At 66.8% G+C, this 17,752-nt stretch carries 18 protein-coding genes and 1 riboswitch; of the genes, 10 read left to right on the top strand and 8 right to left on the bottom strand.

The genetic code is table 11. From position 1 onward, the window contains the following. Positions 1-46: 46 nt before the first annotated feature. The 8 genes from ACOGJC_RS08860 (at position 47) to cobT (ending at position 6,940) form a co-directional block, all read left to right on the top strand. Positions 47-1,033 carry a malate dehydrogenase gene (locus ACOGJC_RS08860; RefSeq protein WP_419848141.1) on the top strand — a complete coding sequence of 329 codons (987 nt, stop codon included), beginning with the start codon at positions 47-49 and terminating at the stop codon, positions 1,031-1,033. 21 nt (positions 1,034-1,054) lie between these two features. Next, a riboswitch (adenosylcobalamin (AdoCbl) riboswitch) is annotated at positions 1,055-1,193 on the top strand. 53 nt (positions 1,194-1,246) lie between these two features. Further along, positions 1,247-2,110 carry an ABC transporter substrate-binding protein gene (locus tag ACOGJC_RS08855; protein WP_419848140.1) on the top strand — a complete coding sequence of 288 codons (864 nt, stop codon included), beginning with the start codon at positions 1,247-1,249 and terminating at the stop codon, positions 2,108-2,110. 11 nt (positions 2,111-2,121) lie between these two features. Next, positions 2,122-3,219: a FecCD family ABC transporter permease gene (locus ACOGJC_RS08850; protein ID WP_419848139.1), complete on the top strand. Its 1,098-nt coding sequence runs from the start codon at positions 2,122-2,124 to the stop codon at positions 3,217-3,219. Continuing rightward, positions 3,216-4,034, top strand: coding sequence for an ABC transporter ATP-binding protein (locus ACOGJC_RS08845; RefSeq protein ID WP_419848138.1), 819 nt, complete (start codon positions 3,216-3,218; stop codon positions 4,032-4,034). Before ACOGJC_RS08850 ends, ACOGJC_RS08845 begins: the two co-directional genes overlap by 4 nt. Further along, complete coding sequence (gene cobO / locus ACOGJC_RS08840; protein ID WP_419848137.1) at positions 4,031-4,606, top strand: cob(I)yrinic acid a,c-diamide adenosyltransferase; 576 nt, start codon at positions 4,031-4,033, stop codon at positions 4,604-4,606. The genes ACOGJC_RS08845 and cobO overlap by 4 nt, the downstream gene beginning before the upstream one ends. Positions 4,607-4,646: 40 nt before the next feature. After that, entirely contained in the window at positions 4,647-5,156 is a 510-nt protein-coding gene (locus ACOGJC_RS08835) for a bifunctional adenosylcobinamide kinase/adenosylcobinamide-phosphate guanylyltransferase (protein WP_419848136.1), read from the top strand. A 7-nt stretch (positions 5,157-5,163) separates the two neighbouring features. Continuing rightward, complete coding sequence (locus ACOGJC_RS08830; RefSeq protein WP_419848135.1) at positions 5,164-5,877, top strand: adenosylcobinamide-GDP ribazoletransferase; 714 nt, start codon at positions 5,164-5,166, stop codon at positions 5,875-5,877. A gap of 13 nt (positions 5,878-5,890) precedes the next feature. Next, entirely contained in the window at positions 5,891-6,940 is a 1,050-nt protein-coding gene (gene cobT, locus ACOGJC_RS08825; protein WP_419848134.1) for a nicotinate-nucleotide--dimethylbenzimidazole phosphoribosyltransferase, read from the top strand. A 22-nt stretch (positions 6,941-6,962) separates the two neighbouring features. On the opposite strand, the gene ACOGJC_RS08820 is transcribed toward cobT, so the two are convergent. After that, entirely contained in the window at positions 6,963-7,337 is a 375-nt protein-coding gene (locus ACOGJC_RS08820) for an SCP2 sterol-binding domain-containing protein (protein WP_419848133.1), read from the bottom strand. A 27-nt stretch (positions 7,338-7,364) separates the two neighbouring features. Between ACOGJC_RS08820 and ACOGJC_RS08815 the strand changes: the two genes are divergently transcribed. Continuing rightward, a complete protein-coding gene (locus ACOGJC_RS08815) occupies positions 7,365-8,015 on the top strand; it encodes a hypothetical protein (RefSeq protein WP_419848132.1) in 651 nt (216 codons plus the stop codon). Here ACOGJC_RS08815 and ACOGJC_RS08810 read toward each other — a convergent pair. The 6 genes from ACOGJC_RS08810 to ACOGJC_RS08785 form a co-directional block, all read right to left on the bottom strand. Further along, positions 7,960-8,913: a DUF368 domain-containing protein gene (locus tag ACOGJC_RS08810; protein ID WP_419848131.1), complete on the bottom strand. Its 954-nt coding sequence runs from the start codon at positions 8,911-8,913 to the stop codon at positions 7,960-7,962. The genes ACOGJC_RS08815 and ACOGJC_RS08810 overlap by 56 nt on opposite strands. Before the next feature lie 15 nt (positions 8,914-8,928). Continuing rightward, positions 8,929-9,372 carry an OsmC family protein gene (locus ACOGJC_RS08805; RefSeq protein WP_419848130.1) on the bottom strand — a complete coding sequence of 148 codons (444 nt, stop codon included), beginning with the start codon at positions 9,370-9,372 and terminating at the stop codon, positions 8,929-8,931. A 15-nt stretch (positions 9,373-9,387) separates the two neighbouring features. Continuing rightward, complete coding sequence (locus tag ACOGJC_RS08800) at positions 9,388-10,143, bottom strand: succinate dehydrogenase/fumarate reductase iron-sulfur subunit (protein WP_419848216.1); 756 nt, start codon at positions 10,141-10,143, stop codon at positions 9,388-9,390. An 8-nt stretch (positions 10,144-10,151) separates the two neighbouring features. Then, entirely contained in the window at positions 10,152-12,074 is a 1,923-nt protein-coding gene (locus ACOGJC_RS08795; RefSeq protein ID WP_419848129.1) for a fumarate reductase/succinate dehydrogenase flavoprotein subunit, read from the bottom strand. Next, positions 12,074-12,877, bottom strand: coding sequence for a succinate dehydrogenase cytochrome b subunit (locus tag ACOGJC_RS08790; RefSeq protein ID WP_419848128.1), 804 nt, complete (start codon positions 12,875-12,877; stop codon positions 12,074-12,076). The genes ACOGJC_RS08795 and ACOGJC_RS08790 overlap by 1 nt, the downstream gene beginning before the upstream one ends. A 108-nt stretch (positions 12,878-12,985) precedes the next feature. Beyond that, positions 12,986-15,088 carry a glycoside hydrolase family 2 protein gene (locus tag ACOGJC_RS08785; RefSeq protein ID WP_419848127.1) on the bottom strand — a complete coding sequence of 701 codons (2,103 nt, stop codon included), beginning with the start codon at positions 15,086-15,088 and terminating at the stop codon, positions 12,986-12,988. A gap of 31 nt (positions 15,089-15,119) precedes the next feature. On the opposite strand from ACOGJC_RS08785, the gene ACOGJC_RS08780 reads away from it, so the two are divergent. After that, positions 15,120-16,529 carry a magnesium chelatase gene (locus tag ACOGJC_RS08780; RefSeq protein WP_419848126.1) on the top strand — a complete coding sequence of 470 codons (1,410 nt, stop codon included), beginning with the start codon at positions 15,120-15,122 and terminating at the stop codon, positions 16,527-16,529. On the opposite strand, the gene ACOGJC_RS08775 is transcribed toward ACOGJC_RS08780, so the two are convergent. After that, positions 16,511-17,743: a family 1 glycosylhydrolase gene (locus ACOGJC_RS08775; RefSeq protein ID WP_419848125.1), complete on the bottom strand. Its 1,233-nt coding sequence runs from the start codon at positions 17,741-17,743 to the stop codon at positions 16,511-16,513. The two genes, ACOGJC_RS08780 and ACOGJC_RS08775, sit on opposite strands and share 19 nt — an antisense overlap. Between the last annotated feature and the right edge of the window lie 9 nt (positions 17,744-17,752).

Genomic DNA, 17,752 nt, shown 5'->3' with positions numbered 1-17,752 from the left:
CAACCACACTCCTCAGTTCCACCCTCAGACCAAAGGAGACCTGTCGGTGAGCGATCCCAAACGAGTGGCGGTAACCGGCGCGGCCGGCCAGATCGGCTACAGCCTGCTGTTCCGCATAGCCAGCGGCCAGATGCTCGGCCCGGATGTGCCCGTGGTGCTCCAGATGCTGGAGATCCCCCCGGCCATGGATGCCCTGGGCGGCGTGGCCATGGAGCTGGACGACTGCGCCTTCCCGCTGCTGGCCGACAGGGTGTGTACCGACGACCCCAACGAGGCGTTCGACGGGGTTGACTACGCCCTTCTGGTGGGGTCGAGGCCCCGGAGCAAGGGGATGGAGCGCCGTGATCTGCTGGAGGCCAACGGCGCCATCTTCACCACCCAGGGTAAGGCGCTGGCCGCGGGCGCGGCATCTGATGTGCGAGTGCTGGTGGTGGGCAATCCGGCCAACACCAACTGCCTGATCGCCATGAACAACGCTGACGGCATTCCCGCGGAGCAGTTCACCGCCATGACCCGCCTCGACCACAACCGGGCGGTGGCCCAGCTCTCGGCCAAGCTGGGAGTGACCGTGGACGACGTGAGCCGGATGACCATCTGGGGTAACCACTCGGCCACCCAGTACCCCGATTTGTTCAATTGCCGGGTGGGAGGCCAGTCGGCCGCCGAAGCAGTGGGCGACCAGGCGTGGATCGCCGACGAATTCATCCCCGCAGTGCAGCAGCGGGGCGCAGCCATCATCGAGGCCCGGGGCCTGTCCAGCGCTGCCTCAGCCGCCAACGCCGCCATCGACCACGTTCACGACTGGGTCCACGGCACCGCTCCGGGCGACTGGGTGAGCATGGCCGTGCCCTCCGACGGTTCCTACGGCGTGCCCGAGGGCCTTATCTCGTCGTTCCCCTGCACCACCGCCGACGGCCAGTGGTCGATTGTGGACGGTGTGGACCTGAACGAATTCTCCCAGGCCCGCCTCGACGCCACCGTGGCCGAGCTGGTTGAAGAGCGAGACACGGTGGCCGATCTGGGCTTGATCTGAGAGGCCGCTGACTGAGCGGCTATGCTGCGGGGCGGCGTGGAGGCGAAGTCCGGTTAGATTCCGGCACTGTCCCGCAACGGTGAACTGGCCCAGAGCCAGTAAGTCCGGTCGAACTACACGCTGAAACGAGCCAAAAGCCCCGAGGCAGGGTTGGTTCGGGGGCAGCGCACCTGCCGATCGAGCTTCCGTTCCTCGATCTACAGGAGGTGCTGAATGCCCCGACGTCCTTTCCGTGTTTTCTTTGCGCTGCTGTTCGCGCTCGCTCTTGCGGTGACCGCCTGCGGCAACGATGACGATGTCATCAATTCAGAGCGGCCCCAGCGCATTGTGTCGCTATCGCCGATGGCTACGGAGGTCTTGTTCGCCATTGGTGCGGCCGAGCAGGTGGTGGCCGTGGACGAGTTCTCCTATTTCCCGGCGGAGGCCCCGGTTACCGACTTGTCGGGATGGGATCCCAACGTGGAGGCCGTGCTGTCGTACGAGCCCGATCTGGTGGTGATCGCCCACGATGCCAACGACCTGATGTCTGGATTGGCTGCGGTCGGCGTTCCCGTGCTGATGAGCCTGGCCCCCGTCGATTTCGTAAGTGGCTACAACTCGATTGCCGAATTGGGGTTCGCGGTCGGACGAACAGATGAAGCTGCCGCGCTGGTGGCCGACCTGCGAGCCGAGATCGACGAAGCTCTTGCCGCCGCCCCCGATGTACCGGTTCGGGTGTACCACGAGCTGGACAACACCTACTTCTCGGTCAGTTCCAACAGCTTCATTGGCGCGGTGTACGCCGCCATGGGAGTGGTCAATATCGCCGATGAAGTCGATCCCGACGGCTACGGGTATCCCCAGCTCACCGAGGAGTACATCGTTGAGGCAAACCCCGAGCTCATTGTGATTACCGATCTGGTGGGCTACACCGCCGAAGATGTAGCTGCACGGCCGGGGTGGGGCGAAGTGGCCGCGGTGCGCAACGGCAACATTGTGATGGTCAACGCCGACGTCGCCTCTCGGTGGGGACCGCGGCTGCCCCAGTTCATCGAAGTGGTAGCTGAGGCCCTCCAGACGGTGGCCGAGCCGAGTTAGTGGGTCGAGCGATGGCCGAAGCCTCCCTCCCGACGACCGCCTTAACGGACAGCGATGCCGCTCATCCGGCAGTGCGACGCGCCTTCGGGTTGTCGGTTTCGGCCACCCTGATCGGGATCGCGGTGTTGGTAGCGGTGGGATTTCTCAGCGCCATCAGCGGGGCCGCGGGGCTGCCGGTGGGCGGAATATTCGCCTCTTTATTCGATTGGGTTCCGCTGATCGGCGTTGAGTCGTCGCTGTCGGACCAACAGGAGAGCATCCTGTTTGAGATCCGGCTCCCCCGGCTGGTGCTGGGCATGTTGGTGGGAGGATCGCTGGCTGTCGCGGGCTCTTCTTATCAGGGAGTGTTCCGCAACCCGTTGGCCGACCCCTATTTACTGGGCGTTTCGGCCGGGGCCGGCTTCGGCGCGGTGCTGGCGCTGGGGTTCGGACTCGATCTGGGCTGGGGGCCGTTCGACACCGTGCCGGCGGCTGCCTTCTTGGGGGCGCTGGTGGCGGTGCTGGCGTCAATGGCCATCGCCCGGGGCGGAGGCGCATCGCCGGCCACCCTGCTGCTGGGCGGAGTGGCCATGGCCGCTCTGTTCTCCGCGGCGCAAACCTATGCCATCCAGCAACTGGACGAGAACCGGGCCCGCGAAGTGCTGTCGTGGCTGTTCGGGCAGCTCAACACAACCGGGTGGAAGGAGATTTGGCTCCTGCTGCCCTACGTCGCGATGTGCGGGGCGGTGCTCCACGTCCACCGCCGCCATCTCGACGTGCTGAGGGTGGGCGACGACGAGGCCCGCTCCCTGGGCCTCGACCCGGTTCGCTCCCGCCTGACGGTAATCGTGGCCGCCTCGCTGCTTACCGCGGCCGCGGTGTCGGTGAGCGGATTGATCGCCTTTGTGGGCCTGGTGGTGCCTCACATTGTCCGGCTGCTGATCAGCCACAGCTACCGGGTGATAGTGCCCCTCTCGGCATTGGTGGGGGCGGCGTTTCTGGCCTTCGTCGACATCGGGGCCCGCACCCTGCTGGCCCCGGAGGAATTGCCGGTGGGGATATTGACCGCCTTCGTCGGGGCGCCGTTCTTCGCTCTGGTGCTGTGGCGAGACCGGTGGAGCACCACATGAGCACCACCGGACAGTTGGAGGCCCGCTCGCAGGCTGGCGAGGCGCCGGCCCTTTCTTGCCATGGCGTGCGGGTTTCGTTCCGCGACCACGAAGTGGTCTGTGGCGTCGATCTGGAATTGGACCCGGGAGAGTGGCTCGGCATCATCGGCCCCAACGGCGCCGGCAAGTCCACATTGCTGCGGTCGATTGTGGGATTGGCCGACTACTCCGGGGCGATTGCCCTTGGTGATGGACAAGCGCCGGGAGCGGCCGATGTCGCCTTGGTGCCGCAATTCCCAGTGCTGCCCAAGGGCATGACCGTGGCCGAATATGTGCTGTTGGGACGGACCGCGCACCTCGGGTGGCTGGCCCGTGAATCGCAGGCTGATCGCCAGATCGTGTCCTCGGTGCTGCATCGCCTTGCGCTGACGGCATTCGCCGACCGCTTTGTGTCCACGCTGTCGGGCGGGGAGGCCCAGCAGGTGGTGGTGGCCCGGGCGCTGGCCCAGCAATGCCCAGTGTTGCTGTTGGACGAGCCCACCAGCGCCCTCGATGTGGGCCATCAGGTGTCGGTGCTGGAGTTGGTGGACGATCTGCGCCGCACCGAGGGGCTGAGCGTATTGGCCGCCATGCACGACCTCAGCGCCGCGGCCCGATTCGCCGACCGGCTCATCCTCATCGACCACGGACTTATCGTTGCTGAGGGCCGCCCCGCGGCGGTGTTGCAGCCAGATTTGTTGTCCTCGGTGTACGCCACGCCCCTTAATGTTCAAACCATCGACGGCGAGCTGGTGGTGCTGCCCGCATCCCGTCGGCGAGAGAAGGAGCCTTCATGAGCAGCGACCCGACTCCCCAAGAAGAGCAGCCCTACGATCTCTCTGAGATGCGACGGGCTTCGTCGCTGGTGCTGGTGAACACTGGCGACGGCAAGGGCAAGTCCACTGCGGCGTTCGGCACCATATTGCGGGCGATTTCCCAGAGCTGGCCGGTGGCAGTGGTTCAATACCTCAAGAGCGGCGACTGGAACACCGGCGAGGAGAAGGTGTGCCGGGAGCTCGGAGTGGAGTGGTTCTCGGCGGGCGACGGCTTCACCTGGGACTCAGACGATCTCGACGAGTCCCGAGCCAAGGCGGTGGCTGCCTGGGAGTTCTCGGCCCAGCTCATCGCCGGAGGCGAGCATCGCCTGGTGGTTTTGGACGAGATCAGCTACGCCATGACGTGGGATTGGATCAATGCCGCCGAGGTGGCCGCGGCACTGGAGTCTCGACCGGAGCAGGTAAGCGTCATTCTCACCGGCCGGGACATGGCCGACGAGGTGATCAACGTGGCCGACACCGTCACCGAGATGGTCAAGGTCAAGCACGCTTTCGACCGCCAGATTCTGGCCAAAAAAGGCCTCGACTATTGACCAGTGCGCCGTGGGCCAGGGGGAATACGGGTAGTCGCTCATGATCGTGCTGGTGCTGGGCGGGACCCGCTCGGGCAAGTCGGGGGTGGCTGAGGCGATTGCCGGGACACTGGGGCCGAAAGTCACCTACGTGGCCACCGCCGCGGTCGATCCCAACGACCCCGACCACGCGGCCCGGGTTGCGGCCCATCAGTCTCGGCGCCCCCCGGGTTGGAGCACCACTGAGTGCGAGGGCCCTGATGATCTTCCCCGGCTGCTTAGGGAAACCGGCGACCCGGTGGTGGTCGACTCCTTGGGCACGTGGGTCACGCAGCACCCGGAAATGGAAGTGGATCCTGGTGATCTGCTGGCCGCTCTGTCCGACCGGACGGCGCCCACAGTTATCGTTTCCGAGGAGGTGGGGCTGGCGGTTCATCCTCCCAGTGAGTTGGGCCGGCGGTTCGTCGATGTTTTGGGGGTGCTGAACCAGCAGGTTGCTGCGGTGGCTGATCAAGTCTTGCTGGTGGTAGCGGGGCGGGCGCTCGAGCTGCCTCCCGCCGATGGGAAGTAGGGCGAAGGTGAGACGGCCTGCGGTTATGGGCGCGGTGGCATTTCTGACCGTGGCTGGTCGAGGCCAGGCACCCCATAGTCGAGCACTCTGGTGGTTTCCGGTGGTCGGGGCCGGGCTGGGCGGGGTGCTGGCTGCCATCCACTGGGGGGCAGCCGAGTTATGGCCACTGGTGGTGGTCGGGATCCTGGTAGTGGCCGCCGACCTGGTGTTCACCGGCGGACTGCACCTCGACGGTCTGGCTGATAGCGCCGACGGGCTCCTTCCCCATATGGATAGGGATCGGCGGCTGGCGGTGATGAGCCGACCCGATGTGGGCGCGTTCGCCGTCGCCGCAGTTGTGGTTGTGGTGGCGGTCAGATGGGCGGCGTTGTCAGCGGGCGGTATCGAGTCGCTGGCGCTGGTTCCAATCTGGGCCGGCAGCCGGACTGTGGCCGCAGTGGTTCCGGCCATCGTGCCCTACGCCCGGCCCGGTGGGCTAGCCGCCCCGTTTCTGGAGGGGGCAAGGCTCTGGCTGGTGTTGTGGCTGGCACCCGCAGTGGCCGCTCTGGTGCTGATCGAAGGGGTGTCGGGTGCGGTGGCGGCCGGGGTCATGGTGGTGGCATCCGGCGGCGTGGTGGGGTTGGCGTGGCGTCGGCTGGGCGGATTCACCGGCGATGTTCTGGGTGCGGTGATCATGGTGGCAGAAACTGCCGCCCTGCTAGCCCTGGTGGCCGATCCATGAGCCGGCTCGGAGAATGACCGACATGGGCTTATCGCTGTTCCCCTCATCGCCTCTGCTTGACGACCAGGCTATGGAAGAGGCCCGGATTCGCTGGGCGACTCGGGCTATGCCTCCGGGCGCGCTGGGGCGACTACAAGACCTAGGTGTTCACTTGGCCGGGGTGGCCGGTGTCTGCCCGCCGCCTGTGCCCGGCAATCCAGTCGTGGTTGTCTTCGCCGGCGATCACGGCGTGGTGGCCGATGGGGCCAGCGCGTGGCCGTCGGAGATCACCGCGGCGATGGTGGCCGCAGTGAGCAGTGGCGGGGCCGCTATCTCGGTGTTCGCCGAGGCGGTGGGCGCTCAGGTGGTCGTGGTCGACGTAGGAGTGCAGACCCCGCTCGACCTGCTCCCCAGCGTGAGAGACGAGAGGGTGGCCGACGGTACGGCCAGCATTGCTAGCGGGCCGGCCATGACCCTTGGCGAAGCCGAAGCGGCGCTGGCAGTAGGAATACGAATCGCGTCCGAGCAGTTAGAAGCGGGCGCCGACTGCCTCATCGGCGGTGACTTGGGCATCGGCAATACCACGTCGGCGGCTGCGTTGATCGGCGCGTTCACCGGCCGATCAGCCCAAGAGGTCACTGGAGTGGGTGCGGGAGTTCCCGCCGGGGGCCTCGACCACAAGCGCGGGTTGGTGGCCACTGCCATCGGGCGAGCCGCCGCCTGTGCCGAACCCATCGATGTGCTGGCCACGGTGGGGGGATTGGAGATTGCGGCCCTCGCGGGGCTGTTCATTGCCGCCGCTGAGAACCGGGTTCCCTTCATTGTGGACGGGGTGATCGCCGGGGCCGCTCTGTGCGCGGCAGAAGCCCTGGCGCCCGGCACCGCGGACCTTGCCATCGCCGGCCATCGCTCCAGCGAGCCGGCCGCCTCCATCGTGCTCGATCATCTCGGCCTGTGCCCTTTGCTGGATCTGGATCTCCGTCTGGGGGAGGGCACCGGGGCCTGTCTGGCCTTTCCCCTGGTTCAAGCGGCGGCTCGAGCCCTGGCAGAAATGGCTGACTTGCCCAACACCGGTGGGGGTTGAGCAGGAGCCGTCGGCGGTGCGGTCAGCAGTCCCAGTCGGTGCGAGCCCGCACTTCGGCGAACACGTCTTCGGTGTTGGCCAGCAAGCGCCGGTGGGACAAGAGGGCCATGGGGTCACCCTCGAAGGTGACTTCCCCGTTCAATACCGCCTCCTCAGCCGACAGCTGTCCGAGCGCGATGGCCACCGCAGTAGCCCTGCTCTGGCAGAAGACCATCGCAGGATCGGTGGCCGGCCCGGAGCTGACTCGGGCGCCGTTTTCGTCGAACACCATGTGGAACACCATCTCGCCCACTCGCTGCTCTACCGCGAAGTGATCCCCTTGCGACGTGCACAGCCCTGACGCTCGCAGGGCGGCGTCGGCCTCCTGGATCCACTCCTCGCTCAAGTACCCCGGCACCAGGCCCTACCGTACCGGCGAGGGACTATGACGACAGCACCAACGCACCGACTGTGGACCGAGTCGTGGTACGGCGATTTCGCCGCGCCCGACGGTTCGCTGGGCGGTTACGCGCAGCTCACGCTATGGCCCAACTTGGGACGGAGCTGGTTCTGGTCAGCGCTAGTCGGTCCTGATCGCCGTCCTGTTGTGCTGGTGGAGACTGATGCCCCGCTGCCCCGCCCATCTACCCTGGAGTTGCGCGCCCCCGGCCTGTGGACCGAGTTCATCGAGCAGATCCCCGACGAGCACTTCACCGTGGACCTCGAGGCGTTCGCCGTGGCATTGGACGACCCCGAGGAGGTGTTTGGGAGGGGCTGGGGCGACCGGGTGCCCTACGGCTTGGAACTGGAGTGGGAAGCGGTTGACGGTCTCGATGTAGTACACGGCCTAGTCCTGGTTGATGATGAGGAATTCGAATTCGACGGCCGAGGCCGTCGTTTCCACTGGCAAGGCACGCCCGCCTGGTGGGACCAAGAGTGGGTCAACGGCCCCACCGGCGGCACTGTCATTGCCTCCGCCCCTCTCCCTGTCGACCACCCCGACACCGCCCAGCGCGCTCGTCTGGAGCGATCCCTGGTTGCTAGTCCCGACGGGCCAGTCTGGACCGAGAAGAACCACCTTGCTTTGCGGCCATAGCGGAAAGGACGAGGACGAGAGAGGCGGCGGCCACCGCGAGGAGGGCGGGAAGCCATAGGTCGGCGGCGGGGGCCCAGGCGAGGCCGGTGCCGTCGATGGTTTCTTCGGCGTGGCGGCTGATCACGCCCACTCCGGCGGGCCAGGGCCAAAGTACCCGAAGCGATCCCAGCAGCAGCCCGACCATCACGGCCAGGGTGGGGTCGTGCCAGCGGTGGAGCACTCGGCCGATGAGGTTGGAGAACAGGGCCAGCCCGAGCACTGCCCCGGTGCCCAGTGCGGCCAAGTCAGCCCAGACCCGGTCGTCCACCGCGGCGATCGCTGCCGGGTACACCCCCAGCATGAGCAGGATGAACGCCCCGGAGATGCCGGGCAGCAACATGGCGCATACCGCCACAATGCCCGCTCCGAACAGCGCGATCTCGGTCTGGTCGTCCACCGGCCCCGACTGGAGTCCCAGCAACCAGAAGAACAGCCCGCCCACGGCCAGCGCCGTCACAGCCAACCCCGCACTGGGTTTCTCCAGCAGATTCCAGGCCACCACCACCGATGCCGCCACCAAGCCAAAGAACAGTCCGGCCATGGCCTCGGGTTCGTCGGTCAGCAGCTCGTCGATCACCGACGCCAGGGCCACGACAGCGACCAGGATTCCCACCACCAGCGGCACAGCGAACCACCAGTCGAAATCCCGTAACCGTTCCCACGCTTCTCGCCACCGACCCCGCAGCAACGCGCCCAGCACCCCGGCTCCGGCCCGCACAGTGTCGATCAACCGGGTATAGATCCCCAGCAGCAGTGCCACCGTGCCCCCCGACACGCCGGGCACCACGTCGGCCGCGCCCATGAGCAATCCCCGCGCCGCGTGGCGGACGACGTCGTTTGCCTTTCCGATGGCCGACATCAACCAGGTTGGGCGTTAGCCCGCGAACACTGCTTCGGTAGTGAAGGACATGCCCCCCTCGAGGGTGCGGCGCACGGGACAGCGGCGGGCGATGTCTTCCAGACGGGCTCGCTGGTCATTGTTGAAGTCGCCTTCAATGAAGATCTGGCTGCGCACTCTGTCGATATAGCCCGAGGCGTCAACCTCGCAATCGTCGCAATCACGGGCGTGAACCCGGTCGTGCTCGAAGCGGGCCGAAATCGAGTGGAGTTTCCACCCCTTGCGCTGGCAATACATCGACAGGGTGATGCAAGTGCAGGCCGCCACTGACGACAGGAGGAGTTCATAGGGATTGGGGCCGGTGTCATCCCCTCCCAGGTCTTCGGGCTCGTCGGCCGCCCACAGGTGCGAGCCCGAGCGGAGTTCCACAGCGAAGTCCTGGCCGCTCTCGACCGAGAGGTCGGCGGTGATGGTGGTCATGCTTTGACGCTATCGCTAGCCGACCAGTTTGCGGTTCTTCACCTTGGCCTTGATGTAGTCGCGGTTGGTCCAGGCGATGAAGTCGATGGGGATCTCCTTGGGGCAGGCCTCTTCGCACTCGCCGTGGTTGGTACACGAGCCGAAGAACGCCTCCATGGTCTCCACCATCGCCTCGGTTCGGGCCCACCGCTGGGCCTGGCCCTGGGGGAGCAGGTTCAGGTGCTGCACCTTGGCTGCGGTGAACAGCTGCGCCGCGCTGTTGGGGCATGCGGCTACGCAGGCCCCGCAGCCGATGCAGGCCGCCGCGTCGAAGGCAGTGTCGGCCGTCTCCTTGGGCACCGGGGTGAGGTTGGCGTCGGGGGCGGCGCCGGTGTTCACCGAGATGTAGCCGCCGGCGCCGATGATGGCGTCCATGGCCCGGCGGTCCACCGCCAAGTCCCGCAGCACGGGGAACGACGTGGCCCGCCACGGCTCGATCACGATGTGGTCGCCGTCGCTGAAGCTGCGCATGTGGAGCTGGCAGGTGGCCGTGCCCTTCTGGGGGCCGTGGGCTTGGCCGTTGATCATCAGCCCGCAGGTGCCGCAGATGCCCTCCCGGCAGTCAGACTCGAACACGATGGGCTCTTCGCCCGCCTCGATGAGCCGCTCGTTGACGATGTCCAGCATCTCCAAGAACGAGGCGTCGGTGCTGATGCCGTCGGCCTCATAGGTCACGAAACGGCCCTCGGCGTTGGGACCGGCCTGGCGCCACACCTTGAGCGTGAGGTTGATCTCGGCGCTCACTTGTAGCTCCTCTGGGTCAGCTCCACGTTGTCGAACTCCAGTTCCTCTCGGTGGCGGTTTTGGGGGGTGCCCTCGCCATTCCACTCCCAGGCGGCCACGTGGGTGAAGTTGTCATCGTCCCGCATGGCTTCGCCCTCTTCAGTCTGGTGCTCTTCCCGGAAGTGGCCGCCGCAGGACTCCTCCCGGGTCAGGGCATCTCGGGCCATTAGCTCGGCCAGCTCGAACAGGTCGGCCACCCGGCCGGCCTTCTCCAGCGACTGGTTGAGGGTGTCGGCCGAGCCCAGCACCCGCACGTTGCGGTGGTACTCCTCGCGCAGGGCGGGGATCTCCGACAGGGCCTTCTCCAAGCCGGTCTTGTTGCGGGCCATGCCGATGTAGTCCCACACCAGCTTGCCCAGCTCCCGGTGGTAATGGTCCACCGAGCGGGTGCCCCCGATCGACAGCCAGCGGTCCATCTCGTCGGCCACCGCCTGCTCGGCGTCGGCGAACACTGGTTCAGAGGTGCCCAGTGCCGGATCGCCCAAGAAGTCCGACAAATAGTTGCCGATGGTGTAGGGGAGGATGAAGTAGCCGTCGGCCAGCCCCTGCATCAGCGCCGAGGCCCCCAGCCGGTTGGCCCCGTGGTCGCTGAAGTTGGCCTCGCCCATCACGAACAGGCCGGGCACGTTGCTCATCAGCTCGTAGTCCACCCACAGCCCGCCCATGGTGTAGTGGGTGGCGGGGTAGATGCGCATGGGCACCGTGTAGGGGTCTTCGCCGGTGATGCGCTCGTACATGTCGAACAGGTTCCCGTACTTGGCCCGGATCACCGCCTCGCCGTCGCGGGCCATGGCACCGGAGAAGTCCAGGTAGACGCCGTTGCGCAGCGGCCCCACGCCTCGGCCTTCGTCCACCACGGTCTTGGCGTTGCGGGAGGCCACGTCGCGGGGCACGAGGTTGCCGAAGGCCGGGTACTTGCGCTCCAAGAAGTAGTCCCGATCGGCGTCGGGGATCTCGTGGGGCGCCCGGCCGTCCTCGTGGGCCACCGGCACCCAGATACGGCCGTCGTTGCGCAGCGACTCCGACATCAGGGTCAGCTTCGACTGGAAGTCGTCGCTGGCCGGGATGCAGGTGGGGTGGATTTGGGTGTAACAGGGGTTGGCGAACAGCGCCCCCTTGCGATGGGCCCGCCACGCCGCAGTCACGTTGCACATCTTGGCGTTGGTCGACAGGAAGTACACGTTGCCGTAGCCCCCGGTGGCCAGCACCACGGCGTGGGCCGAGTGGGGCACGATCTCGCCGGTGATGAGGTCGCGGGTCACCACGCCCACCGCGCGGCCGTCGTGCATCACCAGCTCCAACATCTCCGAGCGGGTGTGCAACTCCACCGCGCCGGCGGCCACCTGGCGCATCAGCGCCGAGTAGGCCCCCAACAGGAGCTGCTGGCCGGTTTGGCCCCGGGCGTAGAACGTTCGGGACACCTGGGCGCCGCCGAAGGAGCGGTTGTCGAGCAGCCCCCCGTACTCCCGGGCGAAGGGCACGCCCTGGGCGGTGGCCTGGTCGATGATGTCCACCGACACCTCGGCCAGGCGATACACGTTGGCCTCCCGGGCCCGGTAGTCGCCCCCTTTGATGGTGTCGTAGAACAGCCGGTACACGCTGTCGCCGTCGTTCTGGTAGTTCTTGGCCGCGTTGATGCCCCCTTGGGCGGCGATGCTATGGGCCCGGCGGGGGGAGTCGTGGTAGGTGAGCACCTTGACCCGGTAGCCCAGCTCGCCCAGCGAGGCCGCCGCCGCGGCCCCGGCCAGCCCCGAGCCCACCACGATCACGTCGAAGCGGCGCTTGTTGTTGGGGTTCACCAGCCGCATGGAGAACTTGTGGTCGGTCCACTTGTTGTCCAGCGATCCGGCCGGAATGCGGGCGTCGAGCGAGCCGAGCATCAGTGCTCCTCCCCTTCGGCGGCTCCGTGTTGTTGGAGCTCCTCGACTACAGAGCGGCCGTTGTCGTCGATCACCCCGGCCTGCACGAAGATCGGAAAGCTCAAGTTGCCCACCAGGATGATCCCGGCCAGTCCGGCGGCCAGGTAGCGGCGCAGATGGTTGTAGCGGGGACTGTTGATCCCCAGGCTCTGGAACATGCTCCAGGTGCCGTGGAAGATGTGGACGGCCAGGGCAGTGTTGGCCACGATGTACAGGATCGCCACTGGGATGCTGCCCAGGCTCTCCGACACGTTGTGGTAGGGGTCGCCCCTAACGAAGTCGGGGTTGAACCAGCCCCAGGTGAGATCGGCCAGGTGGTAGAAGAGGTAAAGCCCGATGATGGGGCCGGTCCACCGCATGGTGCGGGAGGCGAAGTTGGCCGCGATGTAGTTCCGTCCGCCGGGGTAGCGCTGGTCGGCGGCCAGGCTCATCCGGCTCAGGGAGTAGGCCGAGTGGATGTGCAGGGCGAAGGCCAGGATCAGCCCGATGCGCATGATCCACAGCAGCCAGGTGCGGGGGAGGAGCTTGGTGCCCAGATCCCGAAGGGTTTCGGCGTACTCGTGGATCTCCAGCGGCCCCTCGTAGAGATGGAGGTTGCCGATCATGTGGACCACGATGAAGCCCAGCAAGGCCGCCCCGGTGAGGCCCATCACCCACTTCTTGCCCACCGCGGTTTGGTAGATGCTGAGCGGCCACGGGAGCTTGATCTTGGACTCCGACCGCACCGGCGGCGGCGTGCTCACTCTCGTCATGGTCTGGGCCATCGGTTGCCTCCGCTCCAGGCCACCGGCAGCCCAGACGCTCTCCCGCCGACGGTACCGGCGCCCCACCCCCGGCGACTAGCCGAACCGGGGCATCAGCCAGCTTGCGTGCTAGCTGAAGATGACCGCGTCGTAGCGGTTGGCGGCTTCCATGGGTCCGGTGAGTTGCAAGTGGAGGGCAGCAGGGCCGGAAGCATCGGGAACTCTCCAGTTGATGATTCCCACCATCACGCATTCGTCTGAGCCCACTGCTCCGACCCAGCTCCAGGTTTGGCTGCCGCCGGGCCACTCGAGGGTGGCCTCCACCTGGAGTCCGGCCACCGGTTCTTGGCGGTCGCTCACCACGTGGACGCCGATCTCCAACTCGTCGCCGGAGGTCAACTCGGCGGCCAGCCGGTCAGCCACCACGATGACCGGCTGGCAGGCTTTGGCCAGGGCCTCGTAGGCCGGTTTGGGCCACCTCTGCCAGTCGAGCAGCGCAGTGGACACCGCAGGGTGGGAGTCGGCGAAGAAGTGCTGGCAGAATCCGGCTGCGGGCCGATACTTGAGCCGTCTCAGGGTTTCGATATGGCGTCGCACCAGCATGGCCTGGTAGGCCCACGCCGCCTGCTGCCATTCCTCCAGGGTGGTGTGGTCGCGGGGCGGGACGTGGCGGTTCATGGCGGTTGCGTCCAGCCCGTGATCTCGGACCAGTCTGGCCCAGTCCAGTTCAGGCCACGTCTGTGGGGAGAGCAATGGCAGCTCCTTTGGCGGAGACTGGGCGCCGAACTGGGACACGAAGCGGACGACGCGAGGCCAGCGGGCGGCGATTTGCTCCAGATCCCGTTCGGAGCCCCGCTTCCAGCCCAGCCTCAGATGGGTGTCGGTCCCGTCCAGGCGGGGCAGGTGGGGGAGCACTCCGGAATAGGCCAACACGGGACGGGTAGGGTCTCGCCGCTCAATCTCCCGCTTGATGCTCCGATCTAGCACCGACAGGTTCCAACTGGGTCGCTGGTGAGATGCCAGGCGTCGGGCCATGCCCGGAGGACTCTCACTTGTTTGGTTGGCGCTGTCGCCCAGGGGGTCGACATGGCCGCACCACAGCATCACGCTGGGGTGGGCACCCACTGCGCCGACGGCAGCTTGAGCGCAGTCGGTGGCCGCGTTTCGGCTGCCTTGGGGAAACGGGCCCACCAGGGGGAGGTCTTGCCAGATCAGCATCCCAGCGTCATCGGCCGCGTCGTACAGTGCGGGTGGGGCGATGTGGCCGTACAACCGGATCAGATCGAGTCCCGCTTCTTTGGCCAACTCCACGTCGCGGCGCAGGCTGTCGGTGTCCACCTCGGCCCACCACGGGGAGGAGGGGCTGAAGCTGGTGCCCTTCAGGAACATCCTGACGCCGTTGATCGAGAACTGCCATCGGTTCATCTCCACGGTTCGCAGTCCGGTGCGCACCCGCCGCCGGTCGCTCAGCCCCCCTTGGGTGGTTCCCACTTCGACGGTGACGTCATAGAGGGGCTGGTCGCCCAACCGGTGGGGCCACCACCGGCGGGGTTCGGGCACGGTCACTCGCCACTCCACCTGATTGAGCCCCGCGGCCAGCACATGATCGTCGGTGTGTTCCACCTCGCCCACGGTGGTGTGAACTCGCACCAGGCCCGCTCGAGAAGCATCCAAATCAGCTTGCAAGGCCACCACTGCCCGTCGTTCGGAGGCGCCGAAGGTGCCCACTCGCAGGTCCAGAATTCGGACCTCTCCGGTGCTCTCCACCCTGACCGGGGCCCACAGCCCACCGGAATTACCCGGCGGCAGCAGCTCCGGCGCCTGCCCCAGCGACCCCAGCATGTGGCTCCCGGAGATGTCGGACGACCGGGACGGACACGACACCTCCAAAGCCAGCAGGTGCTCAGCCCGACCGCTCATGGCCTCGGTCACGTCGAACTGGTGGGCCATGAAGTAGCCCTCCACATCGCCCAGGTAGCCACCGTTCAGCCAAACATCGGCTTGATACAGCAGTCCTTCGAAGACCAGCCACCGCCGTTCCCCCGCCGCCGGAGGCTGCTGGCTGAAGCGATGCCGGTACCGCACCGAAGTCTCGGCGCCCAGCTCTGGAAACCGTCCCCAATGCCCCGGCACCGCCACCGGAACCCAGTCTGAGTCGTCAAACCCCTCATCAGGAAACCCCAGAAGGGCCTCGCCCCCCGGAGCCGCCACCCATTTCCCGCCTAGGTCCACCTGCTTAATCTATGGGCTAGGTTTCTCACCTATGTCTCAACCCTCCACCCTCGGCGAGCTACGAGAATCCGGCTGGCAGTCGGTCTCCGTCAAGCAGGAAATCCGTCGCAACGCGATCCAGCGCATTCGAGCCGGCGAAGACCTGTTCCCCGGCATCTGGGGCTACGAAGACACCGTCATCCCCCAACTGGAAACGGCGCTTTTGGCCGGCCACGACATCATCTTTTTGGGCGAGCGGGGCCAGGCCAAGACCCGGATGATCCGCCTGGTGCTCGAACTGCTCGACGAGTGGATTCCGATTGTGGCTGGCTCCGAGGTGAACGACGACCCCGACAACCCGGTGTCCAAGCACGCCAAAGACTTGATCGCCGCCGAGGGCGACAACACGCCGATCTCATGGGTCCATCGCAGTGAGCGCTACGGGGAGAAGCTGGCCACCCCCGATACCTCGATTGCCGATCTGATCGGTGAGGTGGACCCCATCAAGGTGGCCGAGGGCCGGTACCTGTCCGACGAGCTGACCATCCACTACGGCCTGGTGCCCCGCACCAACCGGGGGGTGTTCGCCATCAACGAGCTGCCCGACCTGGCTGAGCGCATCCAGGTGGGGCTGCTCAACGTGCTGGAGGAGCGGGACGTGCAGATCCGGGGCCACAAGATCCGCTTGCCCCTCGACATCTTGTTGTTCGCGTCGGCCAACCCCGAGGACTACACCAACCGGGGCCGCATCATCACCCCGCTCAAAGACCGCTTCGGTGCCCAGATCCGCACCCACTATCCGACCGACGTGGACATTGAGCTGGACATCACCGAGCAGGAGGCGACCGTACCCGAAGCCGACGTGCTGGTGACGATGCCGGACTTCATGAGCGAGGTGCTGGTGTATCTCAGTTTCTTGGCCCGACAGAGCCCCCATATCAACCAGCGATCGGGGGTGTCGGTGCGGTTGACGGTGTCCAATTACGAGACGCTGGCCGCAGCCGCCATCCGGCGAGCGCTTCGTACGGGCGAGGTCGCCGCGGTGCCCCGGGTGACCGACTTGGACGCGCTTACCCCGTCCACCCTGGGCAAGATCGAGATCGAGACCATTGAGGACGACCGCGATGCCGAGATCCTGGGCAACCTCCGCAAAGAAGCTGTCCGTCAAACCTTCAGAGACGCGGTCGACCATGAGGTGCAGCAGCAGGTGATCGAGGCCTTCGAGGAAGGTCGGGTGGTCAACGCCGGTGATGACATCTCCTCGGCCGACTATGCCGCCCTCGTGGACGAGGTGCCCGCCTTCGCCAGCGCGCTGGCCGCGCTGGGCTACGAGCCCGGCGATCTGGAAAACCCCGCGCTAGTGGCCAGCGGCATCGAGTTCGTGCTGGAAGGCCTCCACCTCTCCAAACGCCTCAATAAGGAATCCCTAGCCGGCGCCGCCGTCTACCGCGGCAGAACCTGATCGGCCTCGATTCCCTGGATGCGGTCGCGCAGGGTGAGGGCGGCGTCTTTGGGGTTGCGGTCTCGGTCGAATAGGCCTCGGGCGGTTGACCTTCCCAGGTGCCAGTGGTAGCCGTCAACGGCGGTGTCGGCGAAGAACCCCACCACGTTGATGCCGTCGGATCTGGCGGCCTCCACCTGATCTAGCGTTCGGCCCAAGAGCTGATCGCGCCAGGTCTCGTCGGTGGTGGACGCGCCGGTGCCGGCCACCGCCAGCGACACATCGCCCAGCATGTCGGCCAGGCGGGCCAGCGCCCGGCCCAACTCCTCGGGCTCGGGGGCCAAGCCGGAGTCGTCGCATCGGGCGGTAGCGGGATACGGCCCGAGGTGGCCGTGTTGGTTTACCGAAACCGGAGCGTCGAAGCACATGCCCACCACGTCGATCGCGTCTCGGAACTCTTCACGGGCGACTATCGGGCGGTCGGGCACGGTGATCTCCCCGTCGGTCAGCGCTGAGGTCCAGCTCTGCCACAGCAGGCGGTCCCACCAGCCCTGCCAAGCGAGGGAGTCGGCCCGCTGATCAGCGGCGAACACGGTGTGGAGGCCGAATGCCCCCATCACCGGCTGGCTCCCGCTGCGGAGCAGTCGGCAGGCCTCGAACATGGCCTCCAGCCCGTGCTGGGCCGCTTCCACGCCGTCGGCAAAACTGCGCCGTCCGGGAGGGCGCTGGGCCATGAGGCGGCTACGCACCGCCCAGCCCACCGGGTCTTCCACCGGCACCCACCCGGCCACCCGGTCGGAGAACCACTCGCCGCACCGGTCCACCCACCGGGCCCACCACAGCGTGCGCCCCTGTCGGGTGCTCCAGCCGCCCTCGTCGTCGGCAAACCACCCCGGCAGGGTGGTGTTCTGGAGCACCAGCCAGGTTTGCAGCCCGGCGTCGCGGGCCGCGGCCAATACGTCCAGGTACCGGTCGATGGCGTCGCTGTCCAGCTTGCCGGGCTCGGGCTCCACCCGGGCCCACTCCACCGGAAGCCGGCAGTGGGTGAAGCCCCACTCGGCCAGCAGTGCGAGGTCGGCCCGGAAGTCGATGCCGAACCCGCACCCCTCGCCTGACCGGGGTGCGCGCCCCTCCCGCTCCCACACCGACCAGTCGGCCGCGGGCGCAACCCCCTCCAACGACACGGAGTCCGCGGTCCACCCCCAGGCGAAATCAGGACCGGTATGGCCATCCATCTCGTTCAG

It is taken from the genome of Candidatus Poriferisocius sp. (assembly GCF_965204015.1).
Taxonomy (GTDB): domain Bacteria; phylum Actinomycetota; class Acidimicrobiia; order Acidimicrobiales; family Bin134; genus Poriferisocius.
This window is presented reverse-complemented; position numbering and strand designations above follow the sequence as displayed.

What these genes read in the sequence shown, in the direction of transcription:
- ACOGJC_RS08795 (WP_419848129.1), bottom strand. Translation starts at nt 12,074, where the DNA reads ATGCTCGGCTCGCTCGACGCCCGCATTCCGGCCGGATCGCTGGACAAC.
- ACOGJC_RS08855 (WP_419848140.1), top strand. Translation starts at nt 1,247, where the DNA reads ATGCCCCGACGTCCTTTCCGTGTTTTCTTTGCGCTGCTGTTCGCGCTC.
- cobO (WP_419848137.1), top strand. Translation starts at nt 4,031, where the DNA reads ATGAGCAGCGACCCGACTCCCCAAGAAGAGCAGCCCTACGATCTCTCT.
- ACOGJC_RS08835 (WP_419848136.1), top strand. Translation starts at nt 4,647, where the DNA reads ATGATCGTGCTGGTGCTGGGCGGGACCCGCTCGGGCAAGTCGGGGGTG.
- ACOGJC_RS08845 (WP_419848138.1), top strand. Translation starts at nt 3,216, where the DNA reads ATGAGCACCACCGGACAGTTGGAGGCCCGCTCGCAGGCTGGCGAGGCG.
- ACOGJC_RS08850 (WP_419848139.1), top strand. Translation starts at nt 2,122, where the DNA reads ATGGCCGAAGCCTCCCTCCCGACGACCGCCTTAACGGACAGCGATGCC.
- ACOGJC_RS08775 (WP_419848125.1), bottom strand. Translation starts at nt 17,743, where the DNA reads ATGGATGGCCATACCGGTCCTGATTTCGCCTGGGGGTGGACCGCGGAC.
- ACOGJC_RS08815 (WP_419848132.1), top strand. Translation starts at nt 7,365, where the DNA reads ATGACGACAGCACCAACGCACCGACTGTGGACCGAGTCGTGGTACGGC.
- ACOGJC_RS08805 (WP_419848130.1), bottom strand. Translation starts at nt 9,372, where the DNA reads ATGACCACCATCACCGCCGACCTCTCGGTCGAGAGCGGCCAGGACTTC.
- ACOGJC_RS08810 (WP_419848131.1), bottom strand. Translation starts at nt 8,913, where the DNA reads ATGTCGGCCATCGGAAAGGCAAACGACGTCGTCCGCCACGCGGCGCGG.
- ACOGJC_RS08790 (WP_419848128.1), bottom strand. Translation starts at nt 12,877, where the DNA reads ATGGCCCAGACCATGACGAGAGTGAGCACGCCGCCGCCGGTGCGGTCG.
- cobT (WP_419848134.1), top strand. Translation starts at nt 5,891, where the DNA reads ATGACCGACATGGGCTTATCGCTGTTCCCCTCATCGCCTCTGCTTGAC.
- ACOGJC_RS08780 (WP_419848126.1), top strand. Translation starts at nt 15,120, where the DNA reads ATGTCTCAACCCTCCACCCTCGGCGAGCTACGAGAATCCGGCTGGCAG.